General features: G+C 45.9%; 21 protein-coding genes. 8 read left to right on the top strand and 13 right to left on the bottom strand.

The annotated features are described in order from the left end of the window. Nucleotides 1–47: 47 nt before the first annotated feature. Nucleotides 48–1376 (bottom strand): oligosaccharide flippase family protein, encoded by a 1329-nt coding sequence (locus tag H6G17_RS05770; RefSeq protein ID WP_192155010.1) that lies wholly within the window; start codon nucleotides 1374–1376, stop codon nucleotides 48–50. Nucleotides 1377–1922: 546 nt separating this feature from the next. On the opposite strand from H6G17_RS05770, the gene H6G17_RS05765 reads away from it, so the two are divergent. Together H6G17_RS05765 and H6G17_RS05760 are read left to right on the top strand one after the other, a co-directional pair. Further along, nucleotides 1923–2687 carry a YebC/PmpR family DNA-binding transcriptional regulator gene (locus H6G17_RS05765; protein WP_192155139.1) on the top strand — a complete coding sequence of 255 codons (765 nt, stop codon included), beginning with the start codon at nucleotides 1923–1925 and terminating at the stop codon, nucleotides 2685–2687. Between the two features lie 132 nt (nucleotides 2688–2819). After that, nucleotides 2820–4088 (top strand): FAD-dependent hydroxylase, encoded by a 1269-nt coding sequence (locus H6G17_RS05760; protein WP_192155008.1) that lies wholly within the window; start codon nucleotides 2820–2822, stop codon nucleotides 4086–4088. 27 nt (nucleotides 4089–4115) lie between these two features. Here H6G17_RS05760 and cynS read toward each other — a convergent pair whose 3' ends face one another. Beyond that, a complete protein-coding gene (gene cynS / locus H6G17_RS05755) occupies nucleotides 4116–4553 on the bottom strand; it encodes a cyanase (RefSeq protein ID WP_015153079.1) in 438 nt (145 codons plus the stop codon). Nucleotides 4554–4642: 89 nt separating this feature from the next. Between cynS and H6G17_RS05750 the strand changes: the two genes are divergently transcribed. Together H6G17_RS05750 and H6G17_RS05745 are read left to right on the top strand one after the other, a co-directional pair. Next, on the top strand, nucleotides 4643–4786 hold the full coding sequence (locus tag H6G17_RS05750; RefSeq protein ID WP_192155006.1) for a hypothetical protein: 144 nt from the start codon (nucleotides 4643–4645) through the stop codon (nucleotides 4784–4786). 524 nt (nucleotides 4787–5310) lie between these two features. After that, the gene (locus tag H6G17_RS05745) at nucleotides 5311–6219 is read left to right on the top strand and encodes a phytanoyl-CoA dioxygenase family protein (RefSeq protein WP_192155004.1); all 909 of its coding nucleotides are present in this window, start codon (nucleotides 5311–5313) and stop codon (nucleotides 6217–6219) included. Between the two features lie 81 nt (nucleotides 6220–6300). Here H6G17_RS05745 and H6G17_RS05740 read toward each other — a convergent pair whose 3' ends face one another. Next, a complete protein-coding gene (locus H6G17_RS05740; RefSeq protein ID WP_192155002.1) occupies nucleotides 6301–7497 on the bottom strand; it encodes a hypothetical protein in 1197 nt (398 codons plus the stop codon). Between the two features lie 260 nt (nucleotides 7498–7757). Here H6G17_RS05740 and H6G17_RS05735 point away from each other — a divergent pair, with 260 nt between their 5' ends. Beyond that, nucleotides 7758–9347 (top strand): glycoside hydrolase family 57 protein, encoded by a 1590-nt coding sequence (locus H6G17_RS05735; protein WP_192155000.1) that lies wholly within the window; start codon nucleotides 7758–7760, stop codon nucleotides 9345–9347. 57 nt (nucleotides 9348–9404) lie between these two features. Here the strand turns inward: H6G17_RS05735 and H6G17_RS05730 are convergent, their stop codons facing one another. From H6G17_RS05730 to H6G17_RS05685, 10 genes are all read right to left on the bottom strand, one after another. After that, nucleotides 9405–9632: a hypothetical protein gene (locus tag H6G17_RS05730; protein ID WP_015153083.1), complete on the bottom strand. Its 228-nt coding sequence runs from the start codon at nucleotides 9630–9632 to the stop codon at nucleotides 9405–9407. A gap of 175 nt (nucleotides 9633–9807) precedes the next feature. Continuing rightward, entirely contained in the window at nucleotides 9808–10575 is a 768-nt protein-coding gene (locus tag H6G17_RS05725; RefSeq protein ID WP_192154998.1) for a hypothetical protein, read from the bottom strand. A 490-nt stretch (nucleotides 10576–11065) separates the two neighbouring features. Beyond that, nucleotides 11066–11530, bottom strand: coding sequence for an NADAR domain-containing protein (locus H6G17_RS05720; protein ID WP_192154996.1), 465 nt, complete (start codon nucleotides 11528–11530; stop codon nucleotides 11066–11068). A 270-nt stretch (nucleotides 11531–11800) separates the two neighbouring features. Beyond that, nucleotides 11801–12721, bottom strand: a complete 921-nt coding sequence (locus H6G17_RS05715) for a LysR substrate-binding domain-containing protein (RefSeq protein ID WP_192154993.1) — start codon at nucleotides 12719–12721, stop codon at nucleotides 11801–11803. A gap of 279 nt (nucleotides 12722–13000) precedes the next feature. Beyond that, nucleotides 13001–13789: a BMC domain-containing protein gene (locus tag H6G17_RS34535; protein ID WP_199316534.1), complete on the bottom strand. Its 789-nt coding sequence runs from the start codon at nucleotides 13787–13789 to the stop codon at nucleotides 13001–13003. Between the two features lie 180 nt (nucleotides 13790–13969). Then, nucleotides 13970–14602 (bottom strand): transferase, encoded by a 633-nt coding sequence (locus tag H6G17_RS05705; RefSeq protein WP_192154991.1) that lies wholly within the window; start codon nucleotides 14600–14602, stop codon nucleotides 13970–13972. 234 nt (nucleotides 14603–14836) lie between these two features. Beyond that, the gene (locus tag H6G17_RS05700) at nucleotides 14837–16537 is read right to left on the bottom strand and encodes a ribulose bisphosphate carboxylase small subunit (RefSeq protein ID WP_192154989.1); all 1701 of its coding nucleotides are present in this window, start codon (nucleotides 16535–16537) and stop codon (nucleotides 14837–14839) included. A 55-nt stretch (nucleotides 16538–16592) separates the two neighbouring features. Then, complete coding sequence (locus tag H6G17_RS05695; RefSeq protein WP_192154987.1) at nucleotides 16593–16907, bottom strand: EutN/CcmL family microcompartment protein; 315 nt, start codon at nucleotides 16905–16907, stop codon at nucleotides 16593–16595. Nucleotides 16908–16913: 6 nt separating this feature from the next. Beyond that, a complete protein-coding gene (locus H6G17_RS05690; RefSeq protein WP_015153091.1) occupies nucleotides 16914–17255 on the bottom strand; it encodes a carbon dioxide-concentrating mechanism protein CcmK in 342 nt (113 codons plus the stop codon). A 74-nt stretch (nucleotides 17256–17329) separates the two neighbouring features. Further along, nucleotides 17330–17638: a carbon dioxide-concentrating mechanism protein CcmK gene (locus tag H6G17_RS05685; protein ID WP_015153092.1), complete on the bottom strand. Its 309-nt coding sequence runs from the start codon at nucleotides 17636–17638 to the stop codon at nucleotides 17330–17332. Nucleotides 17639–18307: 669 nt separating this feature from the next. Here H6G17_RS05685 and H6G17_RS05680 point away from each other — a divergent pair. The 3 genes from H6G17_RS05680 (at nucleotide 18308) to H6G17_RS05670 (ending at nucleotide 23110) form a co-directional block, all read left to right on the top strand. Beyond that, nucleotides 18308–20155 (top strand): NAD(P)H-quinone oxidoreductase subunit F, encoded by a 1848-nt coding sequence (locus tag H6G17_RS05680; RefSeq protein ID WP_192154985.1) that lies wholly within the window; start codon nucleotides 18308–18310, stop codon nucleotides 20153–20155. Between the two features lie 138 nt (nucleotides 20156–20293). Next, entirely contained in the window at nucleotides 20294–21790 is a 1497-nt protein-coding gene (locus H6G17_RS05675) for an NADH-quinone oxidoreductase subunit M (RefSeq protein ID WP_192155135.1), read from the top strand. A gap of 189 nt (nucleotides 21791–21979) precedes the next feature. Further along, nucleotides 21980–23110 (top strand): CO2 hydration protein, encoded by a 1131-nt coding sequence (locus tag H6G17_RS05670; protein ID WP_192154983.1) that lies wholly within the window; start codon nucleotides 21980–21982, stop codon nucleotides 23108–23110. Nucleotides 23111–23181: the final 71 nt, after the last annotated feature.

Raw genomic sequence — 23181 nt, 5'->3', positions numbered from 1 at the left:
AACAGAGTGGCGATTGGTTGATGGCTTCAGTTTCAAATGCGATCGCTTCACGTCCGATGCAGCATTTTTTGTTTGAGTATGTAAAAGTCCGATCGCTTTGCTAGCAAGCTTGGGGGTCGAACCTTTAACACGAGCGGATAGCAAGCCAAGACAAATACGAGTCGGACTACGGTTGAACAGAGTAAAGCCCAACCTGCGCCTTGCAATTCCAACCGAGGCACGAGTAATAACAGGAAGGGAATGCTCAGCCCCAAGCCAATTGTTTGCAGAAGCGTCACCGTTCCAGGTCTTCCTAATGCCATAAATGCCTGTGCCAGTATCCAGACGCTGCCGTCAATTACAGTCATTACAACCAAAATGCGAAATACAGGGACAGCTTCCATGAACTCAGCACCGTAAAGCAAGTTGAGCAGCATCGGTCCTACTATAAATAAAATCGCAGCTGCCATAGTCGTCAGAGCGGTGCTGATACGTACCGCTAGCCCAGTTACAGCAACAACTTCTGCTACGGGACGAGCTGCTGTTTTAGGTAACAGTACTGTGACAATTGAATGCTGAAACAGATTGAGCATCCGAGACAGACTTAGGGAGATGACGTATCTTCCCATAGCTTCGGGTGCTAACAAATTGATAACTAGCGCTTGATCGACTTGTACTGATAGCGTACCGATTAGATCGATACCGTATGCTCTCAAACCATAACTTATCAGACGTTGGTAAGATTTTCTCAACCCGCTTAAACGGGGACGAAAGCGCTGCCATACGCAACGCGATAGCCAAAAAAATATCGGGAGACTGGGAAACGCATAAGCAATGACAGCAGTAAAAGGAGTGAGGTTGTCTGAAACTGCTAGTCCTGTCAAGATGACTAATGTTGTTAATGGTTGCAGATATTGTGCTTGATTGGCAGTTTTGAAATTGTAATCTGCTTCCAGTGCTGCGGTATAAATAGTTGTCAGCATGATTATGGGCGACAGCACCATAAACCATTGAGCGTATCGGATGACTTCTGGCGAATACTGAGTTAACCACTGCGGGATGAAAAGTATACCTGCGATCGCCGCGACTATACCTAAGATCGTACCCAGGACGAGGGTAGCAGAAAAAATCTCTGATTCCTGCTCTGGATTGCGTTTGAGATAATAGCGTAAAGCAATTGGCAGTCCCAAAGTCATAGTAAAGGCTAAAAATTGGGGCCACAGTGCGATCGCTGCTTGTTCGCCTCGCCCATCAGGTCCCAAAATACGTGCTGTAATCGCACCCGTACATGTATTAGCAGCTAAAATTAGTATCTTCGTCAGCAGTGTTTGCAAGGTAGCAGCAGTCGCGCCACGTCCCGCTAGTACCCAACGAACACTAGCACCTACAGTTTTCATCCATTCAACTCCAGTCTCATCAAAGCTCGAATTCTGTTTTTCTATTAATTCCTCTCAATATCGGGAATAAATAGTGAAAAAAGGTCTTATTTGTACTACGTCAAAACTCATTCTCCATTTAACAAAAAATAGCTACTAATGGTTGTTGTTTGTCCATTGATGGCTACTTCAAAACATATTTGCAGAGGTTCTTGCCTCGACAACGGCATTTGTTAACGCTAATGGAGTAAGGGAACATTGTAAATTTAACCATAGATAGATGCAAAAAAATGTAAATGAGAAAAATAATTTCTTCACAATTTTGTCAGTACTTATTCTCGTTGGCTAATTTATACCTCATCCAATCGCTAAACTATTCCAGTGGCATCTATTACTGATAAAAAAATAGTCTCTATTGTTACTTCAACTGCTACATTATGTAGAGGGATTACATACAATATCTGCCTCTCTTTCAGGCAGTGAGAGTGAAGTATGGAAAGAACGATCGAGAGTGATAATAGTCACAACTTTCCCAACTTCAGACAGAGAGTGAAGATAGAAGCAATTATGGCAGGACACAGTAAATGGGCGAATATTAAACGTCAAAAAGCCAGGGTTGATGCCGTTAAGGGGAAAACATTTACGCAATTATCGCGGGCAATTATTGTGGCGGCGAGAAATGGCGTACCCGATCCGGCAGGAAATTTTCAGTTACGAACGGCGATTGAGAAAGCCAAAGCAGCAGGCATTCCAAATGAAAATATCGAGCGAGCGATCGCTAAAGGCGCGGGTACGTATGAAGACTCTGCCAATTTAGAAGAAATTCGCTATGAAGGTTACGGTCCTGGTGGTGTAGCGATTTTAATTGAGGCTTTGACGGACAACCGCAACCGTACTGCTGCTGACCTGAGAGCTGCCTTTAGTAAAAATGGGGGAAATTTAGGTGAAACAGGCTGCGTTAGTTGGATGTTCGAGCGTAAAGGAGTCGCGCTGGTTTCTGGCGAAGTAGATGAAGATGAACTGTTAGAAGCATCTCTAGAAGGTGGCGCGCAATCCTATGAAATTAACGAGGATGAGCATGGGCGATCGGCTACTGCGATCGTAGAGATCGGCAATTTGGAAGCTCTAACTCAGAAGCTGAAAGAAAAAAGTTTTGTTGTAGACGAAGTAGAATTGCGTTGGATTCCCAGTAATACAATAGAAATTACCGATCCAGAACAGGCGCGATCGCTTTTGAAGTTAATCGATGCTTTAGAATCTTTGGATGACGTGCAGAATGCTACCGCTAACTTTGAAATGAGCGATCGATTAATGGCAATGAGCTTTGCTTAAGTCACGAGACTTGCGCCCTCGATCTTTCAGGGGCGTAACTTCCAACTTCATCATGACTTGCTTACCCTGCGGATTCGCGGCAAAATGAAGATAAGTAAATATTCTTAATCAACTCGATATACTTTGTTAGACATGGCGTTCGAGCAACTTTCGCAATCAGTTTCACCTCCGCAAGCGATCGCACCCGATAACGGTTTTGACTACGACTTGGCGATCGTCGGTGGTGGAATTGTGGGCTTAACCCTTGCCTGTGCCTTGAAAAATTCGGGGTTGAGGGTGGCACTAATTGAAGCAAAGCCATACTCCGTAGCAGCGATGAAGGGGCAAGCATACGCCGTTCATATGTCTTCGCGACTAATTTTATCGGCAATCGGTGTCTGGGATAAAATTCTGCCTGGAATTGAAACGTTTCACCACGTCAAACTTTCCGATGCCGATTGCCCAAGCGTGGTAGAGTTCCACCCAAAAGATTTGGGGGCAGAGGTTATCGGTTACGTTGCCGAACACCAAGCTTTATTAACGCCTCTACAGGAATTTTTGCGGGAATGCTCCAACGTGGAGTATCTATGTCCGGTAGAGGTGGTGCGAACTGAGTTTCAATCGCATGGAGTCGAGCTGACACTCAATGTCTCAGGGAAGTCACAGCAGATCTGTACGCGGTTATTAGTCGCAGCGGATGGGGCGCGATCGCGGATTCGCCAAAACGCGGGAATCAAAACCTGGGGCTGGCAGTACTGGCAGTCTTGTATTGTCGCTTTTGTCAAGCCAGAAAAACCCCACAACAACACAGCTTATGAAAAATTCTGGTCGAGTGGACCCTTTGCCATTCTACCTCTGCCAGGAAATCGCTGTCGTATTGTTTGGACTGCTCCTCATGCCGAAGCAAAAGCTTTATTGGAATTGGATGACGCGCAGTTTCTCGCCGAACTCACCCGTAGGTACGGTACTCAGATGGGAGAACTGCAACTAGAAGGCGATCGCTTTATGTTTCCGGTGCAGTTGATGCAAAGCGATCGCTATGTGTTGCCGCGTCTGGCACTGGTGGGCGATGCCGCTCACTGCTGTCATCCCGTGGGCGGACAAGGCTTGAATTTAGGAATTCGCGATGCTGCGGCTTTAGCTGAAGTGCTACAGACTGCCGCTTGTCAAGGAGAAGATCTCGGCAGCTTGCAGGTACTCAAACGCTACGAACGCTGGCGCAAGCTAGAAAATTCAGTGGTTTTGGGTTTTACCGATTTACTAGATCGGACGTTCTCGAATAATTATTTACCCGTGGCGATCGCTCGTCAATTTGGCTTGTGGGTTTTGCGGCGCGTACCTATTGTCAAGCGATCTGCCTTACAACTCATGACTGGTTTAGGAGGACGTTTGCCTCAAGTAACAGTTATCAGTGACCAGTGAACAGTTATCAATTAGATAACTGAATTTTTACCACTTTTTATATGGTAAAAATTTTCCCGACATGATCACTTTGACGCGATCGCCTTTGGGGTCTTCTTCTTTCTCTACATCTAAAGTAAAGTCAATTGCGCTCATAATGCCATCGCCGAATTTTTCATGAATTACGCTTTTGAGTGGCATTCCATACACTTGCATGATTTCATAGAAGCGATATATGAGCGGATCTGTCGGTACGACTGGTCCCAAGCCTTTCAACGGACATTCTGTTAGTTCTGGTGCTAATGTCGTCGGCAGCCCAATTGCCGATAAAATCTTTTCTGCCTCTGCCTGAGAAGCACTGGCTTGACGGTAAAAGACTGCGGCAATCCAAACTTCATCCCTGCCAACTGCTTTTTCTAAATCGACAAAGGACATCCCTTTTTCTTGTTTTGCTGCTAAGAGTTTTTGCGTAATTTCAGGCAGCATTTTTTACCTCTCAATTGCTCGTTTCATGTAATTGTATCGATTGTTCTATTTGGTTTTTGTGATGAATTTTACTGAAAACTACAGGAATTGTGAAACAAAAGTCAAAAAGAACAGAACAGATTTTTGATAGTTTTGCTCTCGACTACAAGGTAATCGCCCCTCTAAACCTTCCTAAATTGATTTCTGAAGTCAGCTCGATCGCTATTCGATTTTCTAGCGATCGCACTGCTTAATTTATGGTTTTGCAACTCGATTGCGATTTCCGTTGCCTTGAATGACAATGAAAAGAACAGCTAAATTTTACACGGCATAATTACCGTAAATTACCGGATAGATTGAACGATTGTCTTTACAATATCTTATGATTTGTGTCTAGAGCATTGGATTTATTTAAAAAGATCGTAAAGTTATCGGTATAGCTATTATTATTTTTTAGTAGTCTTTTATACTTACAGTGTTAGTCATTTAACATTACTTATTGCTCATTTAACCCCGATTCTCAATGAGTAGGACGAAATTTCAGAGGCGGGATGTGTAGCCATAAATAAACGCCTGACTCCGAATCTCCATCGAGCTAATATTTCAAAGCAATTCACGGATGTCTGGTTTGGCACAACAACCTCATTTTCTTCCAATTCATTTTGTTGTGTTGCGTCACCTCTAAGTTATATCAGATCGCTCAAACGTACTAGCAACGGGCAATCGCATTCTCGTGCCATGTAGTTATCAGAAGATCGTAGGGAATTCACGAAAATAGATGATTTCACTAATTAATTCTCAAAAACTATGGCTGAAGTTGCAACGGAGGTTTTTACAATACTTTGCAATCTCGCTCAAGCAGCCGCAGTGGTTGCTGATGTTTGCATTTAGCCGCATTCAGATTATTCGTTTTTTGGTGTTGCACTTAACTAAAAAACCTATAAAAATTGGTTTTCTTAAAGAAAATTCTGTGTTTACAGATCTCGAGCCAGATCGGACGGTTAAAGCTTTAAAAAGCGATGGTTTGCATTTGGGGATTACGATCCCACCGCATCTGCTCAAAGAGATTGTAGATTTTGCCAGAACAGCGACTTACTACGGAAATGGAGACTTACAATTTCCGTTCTCGCTGGCGAATCGAAGAGTGCAAGAAATGAAATCTGGCAAAAATTTTAGGATCGGCTATAACTTTAAGCCCGCATCTCAATGTATGGCAATTAGGAAGTTAGCAGAAGACCTGAAACTATGGGAGATTGCAGCAAAATATTTTGGCAGTCAGCCAATGCTTGCCTGCACTCAGCTATGGTGGACTTTTGTTAACGATGCACCGGCTGAGGGACGCGCTCAAGGTTTTTATCAATTTCACTACGATCTCGAAGACTATGCCTGTGTGAAATTCATGTTCTATCTCACAGATGTCGATCTATTGAGTGGTCCGCACGTCTGTGTGAAAGGCAGTCATAGAAATAAAAAGCTAAGTCACCAGTTCTCTCTTTTGAGAGAAAGAGACGACAGCGAAATCAAAGAATATTACGGGAATGAGAATATAGTGACTATTTGCGATCGCGCCGGGGTTGGTTTCGCCGAAGACCCCTCCTGCTTTCACAAAGGAATTCTGCCCCAAAAGAGCGATCGCCTGATTCTGGAGTTTAAATTTACTCTCAATAACTACGGCATCATTTTGTAACCGTAGGGTGGGCAATGCCCACCAGATTTTTCAATCACTCCGGCATCATTTTGTCACAGTAGGGTGGGATGCCCACCATCTTTAGGGAGTCTCAAGCTTTGACTCAATCTGCTCTAAGTTCAGGTTAAATTTAGTCGCGATCGCCTGAATTATCCGGTCTTCTTCAGATGTTTTGTGTCCGTCCAATCGAGCGATCCGGCAGCACTGAGCCAACAAGGGAATCGCAAAGTCGCGGTTGAGCTGGTTTAGCAGCACTTCTAAAGGTTGGGGTGACTGAATGTTTCTAGAGATTGCCTCTAAGGAAGAAGGACTGAGATTTAATTGCTTTAACTGTGGTTGGATCTCCGACCAAGTTTTTTCTGGGTGACTGGCGAGAATCATGTGGACTAAGATTCGATCCATTACCGCTTCTTGGGCGATCGCCGTTTCCAGATACTTTTTGCTTTGCTGTTCGAGTTGAGCGATTCCCGTTTTGGAGTTGAGGGTTTCTGGCGACTTCAATTTGGCTTCGTAAAAGCGACACGCAGCATATCCCAAGGAGTAAAGCATAGCAGCGTTAGAACTCGCCCCAATAAATGCTCCGGCGAAGGGAACGTTACGCAGGACTCCTAAACCAGCCAGCCGCAGCAATCGGCTGCCACCTAGTCCCAAACCAAAAATTGTTAATACCTCTCCTTTACGGCTAGGGTCTTTTAAACTGAGTCCGTAGGCAACAGCAATTTGATGCACCATTTCCGCTTGCAGTTGGGTGGTTGCAGCTAAATCGACTGCTAAAAGCGCCAGTGCTACCCCTGGCAAGAAACTAGTAGCAAGTCCTATACCTCCAGCACGGGTGGCTTTTTCCACCATAATTCGGTGAGCGATTTGTTCGGGAGACTCTTCGGGATGCTCTTGCTGTAGTTTTTTGACGGCTGCTTCTGCTTTGGCCAAATCTACACTGTCGGTTGCCCCAATCAACCAATTGAGGTTGAGGAAGCGACTAATCCGTCGCACGAACCAGTTATTCCCTACCCACTCGATCGCTTCTCCAGCTTTTGTCGTCGCTGGAGAGATCCAATCGTGGACTTGTTGTAGAGCGACTTCTGGAAGTAGGGCGATCGCTCCTACTGCTTGACCTAATGTCTCAGAAAAGGACGACAACCCACTAGCCGCTTTTTCCCTGGAAGCTGAGACTGGCTGCGCCTCCATTGCCTGATTGTTTTGAGAAGGCGTGACTTGCACTTTAACTTCTTCAACTGAGGCTGGCGATCGAGCTGGCTGTCGCGAATTATCGTCCATTGTTCACCACTGTTGAGACGAACTTTACCTGTTGTGGTTGTAACGAAAAAGCGATTGGCTTGCTATCCCCCTCAAGGTGTAAGATTCTATGGACTCTGCTAGGGGATCGATCCTTACCTAGAAATTTTAGATTTTCTTATCATCTCGCACTTTTGCTACGCTTCCGATCCCGCTTTCGGCATAAAATTTGTTAAAACGGCTTGACTTTCCCTGGTTCCTTCATTGCGATACCCGTTCACTTAACATTTCTAAATCTCATTATGGCTATTGGCTATGTCGCTCTTGTCCTCCACGCTCACCTACCCTTCGTGCGCCACCCAGAAAGTGACTATGTTCTGGAGGAAGAATGGCTTTATGAAGCGATCGCGGAAACCTACGTCCCTTTACTGCTGGTATTTGAAGGATTAAAACGAGACGGAATCGACTTTAAGATTACGATGAGCATGACACCCCCTTTGGTGTCAATGCTGCGCGATCCTCTACTCCAAGAACGGTTTGACGCTCATTTAGCTAAGCTGGAAGAGTTAGTGGAGCTAGAGGCAGAACGTAACGCTCACAACGGTCACATTCGCTACCTTGCCGAACATTACGCCAGTGAGTTCAATCAAATTCGCCAATACTGGAAACGCTTCAACGGCGATTTAGTCACGGCATTTAAGCAGTTTCAAGACAGTAACAACCTAGAAATCATCACTTGTGGCGCGACTCACGGCTACTTACCGCTGATGAAGATGTATCCCCAGGCAGTCTGGGCGCAGATTCAAGTCGCCTGCGAACACTACGAGCAAACTTTCGGACGACCTCCTAGAGGAATTTGGTTACCTGAATGTGCATACTATGAGGGTTTAGAGCGAATGTTAGCCGATGCTGGCTTACGCTACTTCCTCACCGATGGGCATGGAATTCTTTACGCCCGCCCTCGTCCTCGCTTTGGTTCTTACGCGCCCATATTTACCGAGACTGGAGTGGCTGCTTTCGGTCGCGACCACGAATCATCCCAGCAAGTTTGGTCGTCGGAAGTGGGTTATCCCGGCGCATCTGAATATCGCGAATTTTACAAAGATTTAGGTTGGGAAGCCGAGTACGAGTACATCAAGCCCTATATCATGCCCAACGGACAGCGGAAAAATACGGGGATTAAATATCATAAAATCACTGGTCGTGGTCTGGGGTTGAGCGATAAGGCACTCTATGACCCCTACTGGGCGCGGGAAAAGGCAGCAGAACACGCTGGCAACTTCATGTACAACCGCGAACAGCAGGCTCGACATTTACACGCCATTATGCACCGTCCGCCGATTATTGTCTCGCCCTACGATGCGGAGTTATTCGGGCATTGGTGGTATGAAGGTCCTTGGTTTATCGATTACCTATTCCGCAAGTCTTGGTACGACCAGCAGACTTATCAAATGACGCACTTAGCGGATTATTTACAGGAAAACCCGACTCAGCAGGTGTGTCGTCCTTCGCAATCGAGTTGGGGTTACAAGGGATTTCACGAATATTGGTTGAACGAGACCAATGCTTGGATTTATCCCCATCTCCATAAAGCTGCCGAACGGATGATCGAGATTGCCTACCGCGAACCCGTTGATGAGTTGGAATGGAAGGCGTTGAATCAGGCAGCGCGAGAGTTGTTACTAGCGCAGTCTTCCGACTGGGCGTTTATCATGCGAACGGGAACGATGGTTCCTTATGCGGTGAGAAGGACGCGATCGCACTTGATGCGCTTTAATAAGCTCTACGAGGATGTCAAAATTGGCAAAATCGACAGTGGCTGGTTGGAGAAGGTAGAACAAATGGATAATATCTTCCCCGAAATCAACTACCGCGCTTATCGTCCTTTGTAATTTATTGTCAATTTACAGGTAGGGGCGCACAGATGTGCGCCCCTACGGCGTTTAACATTAACCAGGTAAATTATTGCTCGTATAAGCATCCATCCGGTATGCCGGAGTGCGATCGCTGTAATCTATATCAGTACCAGTGATAGATTTGGCTAACTTTTCAAAAGACTTACTACGCCAGTTGCGATCGTGGATCGGTTTTCTTTGCTCTCCTAAAAAATATGCTTGGGTTCCGATGACAGAAGCTGCTACCCAACCGATTACCAATAGTGCAATTAGAATAGTCATCGCTGTTACCTCGCTTTAAGTTGTGTAACTTTATGTAAATAAAAGTAACAGGTGCTTGCTAAAAGCCTCAATATGTGAAAACCGAACATCAAATAGGGAATTCCTCCCTATGACAGAGGGGCGTACAGATGTACGCCCCTAATATCCGAATCGCAATTTCGTGTAGAAAAACAAATCAGGAAAACAAACTATATCTCTGTAATTGGGTTTCAATTGTTTTGGGCAAAATTTTATTTAATTCTTTACCGTCTTTAAATTGTAGAGTTTGTAAAGATGGTAAATCGAAGGGTAATTGTCCTTCTAAATCTCGCTGCATGTGTGCGAGTAAAATTTGCTCGGAACGTTTTGTTTGAATGGCGTAGCCAATTTCTACACAAACATTAGGGCTAGGAATTAACTGATTGCTGTCCTCTTGAGAAATACTCGTAATTGGCGTACTATCGGCAATAAATAGTAAACTTTTACGAATGTTGAGCAGCATTTGGCGATTGAGTCGGAGCGGATTCTCTTTAGAACGATAAGATTCTACTAAGGATATAGGTAAGCGCGATCGCTTATTTAATGTTTCTAGGGCTTGTTGCAATCCTTCCCGTAAAACTTCGCTAGCTGCGCTATATTCTATTTGGTAAGATAAAAAAATTGTCGGGTCTTGTAGAGCAGATACTGCTTGCTTAGTAAAGTAAATTTCGTGACTGATTAAGTCAATATTCGAGATAACGTAACCACCGCTACCCTCAATATAAAACTCAACAGCCTCTCCTTCTAAATAGCGCTGAAACCATGCCGATTTTTTAACTTCCTCGCTGTCGTTTAAAAAATCAGCTCTCAATCCCGATTTCAACAGACTATTCTTACTCAATCGCAAATCGTGAGTGCGTTTTTCTAATTCTTTAACTGGCTCGTATTTTTCTAGAAACCAAGCTTTGAGTGCAATGATTGCCATTCTCGATTTAACCGTAAAACAATAACACCCAGGCTAGCACTAGCTGAGGAATTTCCTCTGTCTTTCAAGCTTAGGTAGGGATATTCTGAACTCTACCTTACTAATACTAGTAAATTAATACTAGTATAGCAAGCTCGGATATATTGCCCTCTATTTGCGCGTATTTGAGGAAATATCAACCTGTGAGTTGGGTGTTATTTTTATTCGATCGGACAGAAGAGAAATCAGCAGTTCTTGTTTACCTCTTAACTCAATAGAAGTTAGCTTTTCAATCTGCCAATTGAAGCTCTTTTGCTTCAAGTACTAAATTATCACTATGAATTTTAAAGGTAGTATGTTAGAAAATAATCTTTACCTTTTCGGTAAAAGTTAATTGAGTAATGGGTAATGGGTAATGGGTAATTGGTAGTTGGTAGTTGCACCTGAAGCCCACCTGCCCACCTGCACACAAAGCTCACCTGTCCCCTACTCTCTGATAACTGATAACTGTTCACTGATAACTGATTTTGGCTATTTCTCGAATTTCCTGACGCACGCTCATCAAGATCTTCCCCAGATAGTTCTGACCCGTGCGATCGCAACCGCAGCCCCAATAGTAATCAGTCGGCGAGTTTTCTACCAGTAATTCGTCTCCAGTTGCAATCAAAATCGATTGAATATCGGGATAGGTAAGAAACTTCTGGCGCACGGCGACGTGCATGACCTGGGTTTTGACTTGTTCCCAATCGTAACGAACTTGAAGAGTGCGATCGCGTCCTAGTGCGGCAGCTTGCTCTGGTGTTGCCGCAGCATGAATGATAGGAATAATGGCTTCATTAGCACTACCGACAAATTTTTGTGCTTGATAATAATGCTCTACTGTTGACCAGTAAGTACCCTGGATGTCGATCGAGTGGGGTGAAAAGTTAGAAAAACACCCGTAGGGTTCGCATACCTTGTAAAAGTAGATTGCCATTCGATTAAATCGTTTTTATTTTTAAATACTTTCTTTAATCGATTATTACAGTTTCTTTGCAGACATCAAATCTATTCAGCCCATTTCAGAGGGCGGATATAGCGTTCCCATTGAAATGCAATACGTTTGTAGGGGCGCAATATTTGTAGTAGGGGCGCACAGCTGTGCGCCCCTACCGATCTGTAATCAAAAACTGCTTTGAGATCGGCGTGATGGACAACAATACCAATAAAAAGGAAATGAGAGATGCAGATGCGATCGCCAGCGTCTCTACAGCGTTCCTTTTGTTTGTTCTACAATTTGCTGGGCAGCATTTAACAAATACTCAAAATAAGTACGGGCGACGACAGACATTTGCTTGCCAGCAGGATAAACCATATACCAGTTGCGCTCAATGGGGAAATATTCCACATCCAGCACGGTTAATTCTGGATTAGCGGATTCTGGGATGATGGTGTGGCGGGAGAGGACGGAAAGACCCAAACCTCCTGCGATCGCCTGCTTGATTGCCTCATTACTGCCTAATTCGAGCTTAACTTTCAGTTTAATCTCCTGCTCGTCAAAGAGCTTCTGTACCGCCGTGCGCGTTCCCGAACCTGGTTCGCGCAGGATAAACGGTTCTTCACTCAGTTGTTGCAAGGAAATATTTTTTTCCCCTGCCAGCGGATGATTGGCTGGCGCAAGCACGACTAAGGGGTTTTCTAAAAATGGCTGGAAACCGATATCGAGATGTTCTGGTAACTGACTCATGATATACAAGTCGTCCAGATTCTCCTTCAGGCGATCGACAATCCCTGAATGATTCGTTACCTGTAAGGCAATATCAATCCCTGGGTAAAGCTGGCAAAATGGTCCTAACAGGCGCGGTACGAAGTATTTGGCAGTGGTGATGACCGCAAGTCGCAACCTCCCCTGCTTCAACCCTTTCAAATCTGCTACCGTCATCTCAAATTGAGCGAGTTTCTCAAAAATTTCCCGACAGGTAGCAAATAATTCTCGTCCTGCCTCCGTGAGGTAGAGGCGCTTACCCACTTGCTCGAATAGAGGTAGACCGACTGCCTTGGTTAGCTGCTTCACCTGCATGGAAACAGTCGGTTGGGTTAAAAACAACTCTTCTGCGGCACGGGTAAAGCTACCATTGCGCGCCGCAGCTTCAAACACCTTTAATTGGTGAAGCGTTGCTTGCTTCACTGCTATTCTCCTAGCAGATTGAATTATAGATATGTACCTATAATACCTATTAAAAACAATGGCTTTTATTTATAGTGAATATGAGTTACCATTCTTTACAACTGAAAGAGCGTAAGATGACTTCCAAGCAGCGTTGCACGTCGCTATGGGGTGTAGGGAATTGATTTACTCTTCTCCTGTGAATGGTCTAGCCCACCAGCCGCAGAGTTCCACCGACATTTCATCAGCGCGTGCGATGCTTTTTCTTAAGTTCTTACGACTAGCTGTCAATAGCAGCAATTACAGATCGCGAGGGATGATTTCTTCTTCTTTAAGTGGCACGGGCAAATTAGCTAAATCTGGTAATTGTACGAGTTCTTTTTCCTTTTCCTTCTCCTTGATAGCGAGTGGTAGTTGTAAAGGTTGCTGTTGCTCGAGCCAGCAGCTTGCCAGTGGTAAGGTCTGTTCTAAATCGTCCAAGGGTCTAGGAATCACCATCACGGCGTTGAGTTCGCCAATCCGTTCTGCCTCGTACATTCCTGCTTCTACAGCGACGGCAACATTAGATACGCTACCGCGAATGATGACGGTACACAACCCAGCACCAATGCGTTCGTAGGAAGCAAGTTGCACGTCGGCAGCTTTGAGCATGGCATCGGCTGCACCTACCATCGCCGGAAATCCCCGTGTTTCTAGCAGTCCGACAGCTTGATGGCTGAGGCGGCTGTAACCTCCGGCTGTCAATTGTTGCAAGCGCAGACCAATTGGTAATACAGCTTCTAGATTCGGCAAGGGACGAGGTATGACTAATGAGGAAACCAATTCGCCAAAGCTTTCAGCCGTTGCCGCACCTTCTCTAACGGCGAGGCGAACATCGGCAGTACGACCGCGCACGATCGCCGTACAGTGCCCGCCGCCAATCTTCTCGTATCCTACTAGGGTGACTTCAGCAGTCTTGAGCATCATATCTGCCGTCCCGACAATCGCGGGAAAGCTGCGGGTAGATACCAAGCCTAAAGCCATTTCCTGAAAGTTTTGTACCCGATGTTCTTGCCCAGAAGTGGCGAACCCTTGATTCTGTGTCTGCATGGTAGATCTAACCGATTTTAGATTCTAGATTTTAGATTTTAAATGAGGATTTGTCGGTGCGTACCGCGACAACGCAAGTCAGAATAATTCTAAAATCGTCAGTCTGGGCATTTTCCGGCTTCATCCTATTTACAGAAAAAGTTAATCCCATCCAAATTCCAAATCTAAAATTGCCTTGACTTAGGTTCCTTGAGATGGAGGAGTATCTGGTGGTGGCTGGTTCAATGATTGACTATGGGGAAACAACGTTGCCATCAACCGCGTGATGGAAGCTTTACCATAAACAATGCGATCGCCACTCGGTTGAGTTGGTTCTGGTTGACTTTGTGCCGATCCAGCCATCTGACCGTTGGACTCAGGTGTTGCTCCAACTGTTGCCGATGTTGGTGGCGATGCCTGAGTTGCATCAGTTGGCAGTGTCAGTGCTGCTTCAACCTCAACAGTAGAATCTACCGTTAGGTGACGGCTGGTATCTCCTAGCAAAGAACCTGGAGGAATCACTTGTTTGGGAGCGACAGAACAATTAAAAACCGTCGTTGCCGCACCGACGCAAGCATTTGCTCCGATTGTAGCTTTACCTACCACTAAAACCCCAGCTCCGAGATTAACTCCCGTCTCGATCTCTACATTTCCGTCATGGGCGTGCAGCACGACTCCCATGCCGATACATACTCCCGCTGCAATAATAATTTTACTGTTTGGGTCGGCATGGAAAACTACCCCAGGAGCGATCGCTGCCGTGCGATCGATTATCACCTCGCCACTGATATGCGAATTAAAGTTACCAATTGGGTGTAGTGGCGATAAAGACATTTAAGTTAAATCCTTTGAACGGGAGTCGGGAATCGGGAAGCGGGTGGAGGGCGAGGTTTCCTCGCCATCGGAACCGCGTAGTCGGGAGTCGGAGAAGAGGAGGAAGACAAGGTGATGGAGATAGTGAGGGAATGAGTTATGTTGTTATTTCCCCTTGTCCTCTTGTCCTCTTGCCCTTCCCTAGCCCCTAGCCCCCCTTCTTTTTCCCTACTTCCTACTCCCTACTCCCTCATCTCATGGACGTTGGATAATCGTTTCCAGCACCCGTCGTTTTTGTTTGGAGTCAATCCCGACCAACCGGACGTATTCACCAGGGTGGTTAGTTAGACAAGTTTCCAGCGCGTTCACTACCTCTGACTCATTCCTGGTAGTAATCGGACTACAACTCTGCCAAGAACCAGTGCGGAAACGGCGTTGGTCTACGTGTTCCGAGCCAATTGTATGCCCAGCTGCCAATAGATGGCGTACTTGGTCTACAACATCGCCCCCCAGCTTAGAACTCGTTACCCTACCTGAATTGGAACTACTGCCATTACCATATGAAGGAGCAGAAGCGTAGTTAGAATGACCTGCTGAATGACCTGCAGACTGAGAAATCACTGGTCCGTCGGGACGCTGAATAATGGTTTCTAGTACCCGCTGTCTGCGTCTGGGGTCAACGCCGATCAAGCGCACGTACTCCCCTGAAAACTCGGCGAGGCTGGCTTCCACGGCTGAAATGACCGGAGCTACCTGGTTAGAGTTAATCGTGCCGCAGCTAGCCCAAGAACCGGTGCGGAAGCGACGGCGATCGACGTGTTCCGTCCCAACTTGATAGCCCTGTGCTAGCAAACCGCGAATTTGCTCGACGGTTTCGGAATCCAGTTTGGAACTGCCTGTCGAGCCACCACCATAGCTGCCACTGCTAGCCGCACTACTGCGGTAGCTGCTGCTAGCAGGTGGTACGCTAGCTCTCGCCGCGCCGTTACTTTGGGTTAAGGCTTGTCCGTTAGGTCTTTGAATAATTGTTTCTAATACTCGCTGCCTGCGTTTGGGGTCAATCCCAAACAAACGGACGTATTCGCCTTCATGTTCTGCCAAACAAGATTCTAAAGCCGCGATCGCCTCTGACTCCGAGCGAGGTTCGAGTGGCGTGCAACTCTTCCACGTCCCAGTACGGAAACGGCGCTGGTCTACGTGTTCTGTGCCAATCTTGTATCCTTGCGACAATAGGTGTCGCACTTGCTCCACTGCTTCTGTATTCAATCTTCTACCCATGATTCCACTAGCACTCCCATTAACGCCTTTATCCCCATCCGCTTGAGGTTGTGACAGCTCGTCGCGAATGGGGGTGATGCAAGCCTTATCGTCAGCGCAAAGATAACCCGATCGCAGCGCGTTATTGACCCCAATGACGTGACGCGCAAACTCTCGGTCTACTTGTTGCACGTCGGGTAAGCGATCGGCTTGCTGTTGGTTTGTAATCGTCGCTCCCGAAGGTACGTACTTCCCAGCCGGGATTTCTACATCTTGGATCAGGACGTGCATCATGACAATGCAACCATTACCAATTCTGGCGTTGAATACGGTGGAACGAAAGCCGATGAAGCAATCGTCTCCTACGTATGCCGGTCCGTGGATCAACGCCATGTGAGTAATGGAAGTATTTTTCCCGACCCATACCGAATATTGTTTGCCATCGTCCCCGATCACGCGACCTTGTTCCAGTCCGTGAATCACTACCCCATCCTGCACGTTCGTGCCTGCACCGATATGAAAAGGAGTGCCTTCATCGGCGCGAATTGAAGTTCCTGGCGCGATTAGGACGTTAGAACTGATATGGACGTTCCCAATCACGTTGGAAAAGGAATGTACGTATGCAGTTTCGTCAATCTGTGGCTCTGCCAAATTTTTCGACCAGGGGGTAGGCGGGGCAGCATAGCTGCGGGCTACCATACGTTAAAATCCTCTGAAATATCCTGTTGCCATGAATTGACTTTGCCGCGATCGCCTAAGGAAAGCTCGATCGATCTTGCTCTCTTTTGCTGTACAGGTTGCGATTGTCTACGCTGACAGTATCGATAATTCCTACTACCAATGCATCTAGGGGACGCGATTGATTGCCCTCGATCTGACGGGCAGCACTGCCGCGACTAACTAAAACCCACTCATCCACACCAGCACCTATCCAATCGGCTGCTACCTCATATTTAGGTAGCAGGCGACCGTCAGCATCGATAAACTGCAACAACAGTAGCTTGGCTCCTCGCAAACTTGGTTCTTTGTGGGTACTGACAACCGTACCCCGAACTTGAGCGATTTGCATTCAGGGTTACGGTCTGTTGTAAGGACGGATACCGCTGACGCTCTCGCGGAACTGTTCTACAGCTTCTGTATAACGAATCGGCAGCACGTATTCTAGGTTTTCGTGAGGACGAGCGATGATGTGGGTAGACAAGACCTGTCCGCCATTCACGCGCTTGACGGAATCTATACCAGCGGATACCGAAGCTTGCACTTCCGAAACGTCGCCTCGTACGATCACCGTGACTCGACCGCTACCGATCTTTTCATAGCCCACCAGAGTGACGCGAGCTGCTTTTACCATCGCGTCAGCTGCTTCCACAACTGCGGGGAAGCCCAACGTTTCAATCATTCCTACTGCGATTGCCATTTTGTTTTACTCCGTAACTGAAAGTAGCGTAAGGTTATCAAACTGAAAAACTGAAAGCTGAGGATTTATCGCGGCTAAGTGCGGAACTGTTCTACAGCCTCGGTATAGCGAATTGGCAGTACGTATTCGAGGTTTTCGTGGGGACGGGCAATGATGTGGGTGGAGAGAACTTCACCACCATTGACTCGTTTAGCTGCTTCAATGCCAGCGGAAACCGAAGCTTGTACTTCTGAAACGTCCCCCCGCACGATCACCGTGACGCGAGCGCTACCAATTTTCTCGTAACCCACTAGAGTGACACGGGCAGCTTTTACCATCGCATCTGCTGCTTCAACAACTGCGGGAAAGCCCTTGGTCTCAATCATTCCAACCGCGATCGGCATTTTTACTCTTCTCCTTGATGGCGCGTAAGCTAAGCCTAGTGGATTTAGTTTGACAGTAAATTTTTGACGAGAATACCCATTCTTAATTAGAAAAAAGTCTTCCTGAAATAAGCATAGGGAAGCTTTGCTCCCCTGACAATATAAATCATTATGATAATTTTGAATGAGAATGTTTAAAAAAACTTAACGGTGTATTTTTCGCTCGATCTGACATCTAAACCGCCCCTGTTTATCGCTATTCTACTTTTGTTTTATAATTTTTTAATTACATTTAGATAAAGCAAACTTATAACTCAGCCACTTCATCCTCTAGAGCGATTGCCGAAGGTCGCGTCTGATGGTTTTAGGAGTTTTTACTGACCAATAGCCACTGATTGACGAAATCTCGCCTGCTTGGGTGCTATAATTGCCTACACTCAAGCTAAATCAGTTCTGCATGAGTAATACAAAGAGTGAATTTTGGCAAGAGTACAAATCATTTGAGAAAATACTTACCCGGCTACATTTTGTAAGGAAAAACTATTAATAACAAAAACATTCAGAGAACAAAAATAGTCCGAACGAGATTGACAAACAGAAATTAAAAAAATTCAAACGTCTCTACTGAGAAGACTAGAATTGCTGCCAAATAAAATTTTTTTTAGTTGCAAATAAGTGGGAAAATTGCAAATGACGCAGTTTTTATTCATAAATAGTTGGTGGGTTCCCTTCTATGGCTTGATTGGTGCAGTCCTCACCTTACCTTGGGCAATGGGGATAGTGCGTCGCACTGGACCAAGACCTGCCGCTTATCTAAACTTATTAATGACGGTGGTAGCTTTTATCCACAGCGTTATCCTCTTCAGGGATATGTGGAATCAAGAGCCGCAGAGCTTTCTCTTTACCTGGTTCAAAGCTGCCGACTTAGATTTATCTTTTGCGTTGGACGTGTCGCCAGTCACCCTCGGTGCAGCAGTTTTAATTACTGGTTTGAGTCTGCTAGCACAAGTTTACGCCTTGGGGTACATGGAGAAAGATTATGCCATAGCGCGGTTTTTTGCTTTGTTCGGATTTTTTGAGGCAGCGCTATCGGGCTTAGCCTTGAGCGATTCATTGATCCTCAGCTACGCTCTATTGGAAATGCTGACGCTTTCTACCTACTTACTGGTAGGCTTTTGGTATGCTCAGCCATTGGTAGTGACGGCAGCAAGGGATGCCTTCTTAACCAAAAGAGTAGGGGACATACTGCTGTTAATGGGTGTTGTTACCCTTGCCTCTTTTGCAGGTAGTCTTAACTTCTCCGACTTGAATGAATGGGCGCAGACAGCGCAACTATCGCCTTTAACATCAACATTACTAGGCATAGCTTTAATTGCCGCCCCAGCAGGGAAATGCGCTCAATTTCCTTTGCACTTGTGGTTAGATGAGGCGATGGAAGGTCCAAACCCCGCTTCCGTGCTGCGAAACTCAATGGTGGTATCAGGTGGGGCATATTTGTTGTTTAAATTGCAGCCAATATTGGCGCTGTCACCTGTGGCATCGTCAGCTTTGATAATTATCGGCACAGTAACGGCAATAGGAGCATCGTTAGTTTCGATCGCCCAAATTGATATTAAGCGGGCGCTGTCCCATTCCACTAGCGCCTACATGGGACTGGTCTTTTTATCGGTAGGTTTGCAACAGGGTGGCGTAGCGCTGATGTTGCTATTTACCCACGCGATCGCCAAGGCATTACTATTTATGAGTGCAGGCTCGATCATTGCCACCACGCACACCCAAGATTTAACGGAAATGGGAGGTTTGTGGTCGCGGATGCCTGCCACCACAACGGCTTTTGTCGTCGGCGCAGCCGGACTAGTGACGCTCATCCCTTTGGGTAGCTTCTGGGCAATGGTGCAATGGGCAAACGGTTTTTGGATAGTTAGCCCTTGGGTTGTCGGCGTATTGCTCGTAGTTAATGGTTTAACGACACTCAATCTCACTCGCGTCTTCCGACTCGTCTTCTGGGGCGACCCGCAGCCAAAAACTCGTCGCGCTCCAGAAGTCATGTGGCATATGGCTTTACCTATGGTGTCGCTGACAATATTAACTCTGTTAGTTCCGTTGATGTTACAGCAGTGGGAATTGTTGCCGAGTTGGGAAAACATCAACTGGCAAGCAGTTACTCTCTTAATGGCATCAAGTGGATTAGGGCTGGCAATCGGCTCGACAATATACCTACATAAAGCTTGGTCGCGACCCGTGCAATTGCAATGGCGATTTTTGCAAGACTTGTTGGGCTACGATTTCTATGTAGATGAGGTTTACAAAGTCACCGTTGTTTTGGCAGTGAATTCGATCTCCAAAATTTCCGCCTGGATCGATCGCTACATCTTAGATGGCTTAGTCAATCTAGTTGGCATTGTCACCATCTTTAGCGGTCAAAGCTTGAAGTACACCATCTCCGGTCAATCGCAAGCCTATATGCTAACCATCCTCCTCGGAGTCGGTCTGCTCGGCTTAATTATCAGCTGGTCTTTAGGATACATTTTTCAATAGTTGGTAATTGGTAATTGGTAATTGGTGGTTGGCAATTGTGTATTGTCAATCGCGTCTTGCTATCAACTATTAACCGTTAACTATCAACTCTTACCCATTACCCATTACCCATTACCCATTACCCATTACCCAATTCCAATGCTCAGTGCTTTCATTTGCTTACCAGTCTTAGGTGCGGTGCTAATCTGGGTTTTGCCTCCAGGTGAGACCCGATCGCGCTATATTGCTCTAGCAGTTACTGCTGCTACATTTATTTGGAGTATTGTTCTCGGGTTTCGATTCGATCCTGCGGATGGTGCTTTTCAGTTTCAAGAAGCACTACCTTGGATAGATGCTTTGGGTTTGAGCTATCGCTTAGGCGTGGATGGGTTATCTTTCCCATTATTGGTGTTGAATGGCTTACTCACTTACGTTGCACTTTACAGCACCAATAACCAAGTGGCGCGATCGCGATTCTACTATTCTCTGATTCTGTTACTTAATACGGGTGTTGCTGGAGCTTTCCTGTCTCAGGATCTCTTGCTATTCTTTCTGTTCTACGAACTGGAACTGATTCCCCTATATTTGTTAATTGCGATTTGGGGTGGCGCAAGGCGCGGCTATGCAGCGACGAAGTTTCTCATTTATACAGCAATTTCAGGCATTCTGATTTTAGCTGCCTTTTTGGGTTTAGTTTTATTAAGCGGTACGGGTTCTTTTGCTTACGAACCTCTACGCACGGCTGCTTTGAGTTTACCGTTGACAGCGCAATTCATTTTACTAGGGGCAATTGTTGTCGGCTTCGGGATTAAAATCCCTCTGGTTCCTTTCCATACTTGGCTACCAGATGCTCACGTCGAGGCTTCTACACCCGTTTCCGTGCTGCTGGCAGGGGTATTGTTGAAATTGGGAACTTATGGTTTGCTGCGCTTTGGTATGGACTTGTTACCGGAGGCTTGGGCAGCATTCGCCCCTTGGCTGGCAACTTGGGCAGTGGTCAGCGTGTTGTATGGGGCTTCCTGCGCGATCGCCCAAACTGATATGAAAAAAATGGTAGCCTATAGCTCTATCGGTCACATGGGTTACGTGTTACTGGCAGCAGCGGCGGCGACACCTTTGAGTATTTTGGCGACCGTGTTGCAAATGCTCAGTCACGGTTTAATTTCGGCACTCCTGTTTCTACTAGTGGGAGTTGTTTACGAAAAAGCGGGTAGTCGCGATACTCAGGTGTTAAGAGGACTACTCAACCCCGAACGAGGTTTACCTGTCATTGGCAGCTTGATGATTTTGGGCGTGATGGCAAGCGCTGGAATTCCTGGTATGGTAGGGTTTGTGGCAGAGTTTCTCGTTTTTCGCGGCAGTTTTCCCGTTTTCCCTACCCAAACTATCCTCAGTATGGTGGGGACCGGTTTGACTGCGGTATATTTCTTACTCTTGGTAAACCGCGCCTTTTTCGGACGGCTATCACCCCAGGTTGAGAATTTACCTAAAGTTTACTGGTCGGATCGTCTTCCCGCGATCGCTTTAGCAATACTAATTGTAGTGTTAGGGATTCAGCCGAGTTGGATGGCACGGTGGAGCGAACGCACAACTACAGCTATGGTAAATAATGTAGAGGCGATCGCTCATCTAGCGGTCAAGAATCCGCGATCGTAAATCAGATGGCTTGGGCTAAAATCTGCCTCTACTAGCAAGATTCATACCTGTAGGGGCAGGTTTTGATAACCAATGTGTGAAACAATAAAAAATAAAGTCTTGTTCTATCAATAAAACTACTTACCAAGCTCTTTGTACAGACGTTCCATTTCATGTCTGACAACTGATAACTGATAACTAATAACTGATATGGTCAGCATCACTAACAAGCCTACCAGCCATCCTTTAGCTGAATACATTCAAAGGTTACAAACAGGAGAAGCTCTACTCGCAGATACTCCTGAAAATGTTTTAGAAGTTGTAGGAATTCTCAAAAGCTACGGTGTGGTTTTAGATGCCTACTGGCGAAATTTAACATATATATCAGAAAACCAGTTTTTAGTCTTTTTCCCCTTTTTTAAGTATTTCAACGGTGAATTTTCGATTAGGAAATTACTCCGTCATTGGTGGCACGATCGCATCAATTTTGAATACGCTGAATACTGCATGAAAGCTATGTTCTGGCATGGTGGCGGCGGTTTGGATGCTTATTTAGATACGCTGGAATTTAAAGAACGAGCAGCAGCAGCGATTCAGGCAAAGTTTAAAAATAATCCTCTAGTTTTGGGATTGAACCAACTTTTCCCAGAATTTCTTCCAGAATTGGTGCGCCAGCAAGCTTATTACAGTGGGTTGGGGCAATTTTGGCACATCATGAGCGATATGTTTTTGCAACTGAGCGATCGCTACGATCGCGGCGAAATCAAAACTATTCCGCAGGTAGTCGAGCATATCTTAAATGGTTTGGTTGCCGATGCCAATACACCAATCACCTACACGGTAAAAATTAAAGGTAAAGAGTACGAAATTATTCCCAAAAGTGCGGGTTTGACTTTCCTTATGGATACAGCCGTACCTTACGTAGAGGCGGTTTTCTTCCGAGGCACGCCATTTCAAGGGACAATTTCTTACAACGCTCAAGCACATCAAATTCCCCCCGATCAAGCGCGATTTGCTTACGGTGCGCTGTATGCAGATCCATTACCAATTGGTGGTGCTGGCATTCCTCCGACGCTGTTGATGCAAGATATGCGGCATTATTTACCTAAATACCTGCATGAAATCTATCGTCGTACCAAGCGCGGCGAAGATGACTTACGGGTACAAATTTGTATGACTTTCCAAAAGTCGATGTTTTGCGTCACCACAGCTGCAATTTTAGGACTAATGCCTTATCCGGCAAATACTGAAGATCCGTCAGAACAGCAGGCAAATATAGCTTATCTCGAAAATTGGATGGATCGGTTTATGACTTCGCGGTTGTTGGATGTGAATAAATAAAGTGGAGGAGGTGCGATCGCCAATCTCTTTACAGTATTGGTGAAGCCTGTCCCTTGCCCAATTACCTCCCC

The organism is Chroococcidiopsis sp. [FACHB-1243] (genome assembly GCF_014696895.1).
Lineage (GTDB): Bacteria > Cyanobacteriota > Cyanobacteriia > Cyanobacteriales > Chroococcidiopsidaceae > Chroococcidiopsis.
This window is presented reverse-complemented; position numbering and strand designations above follow the sequence as displayed.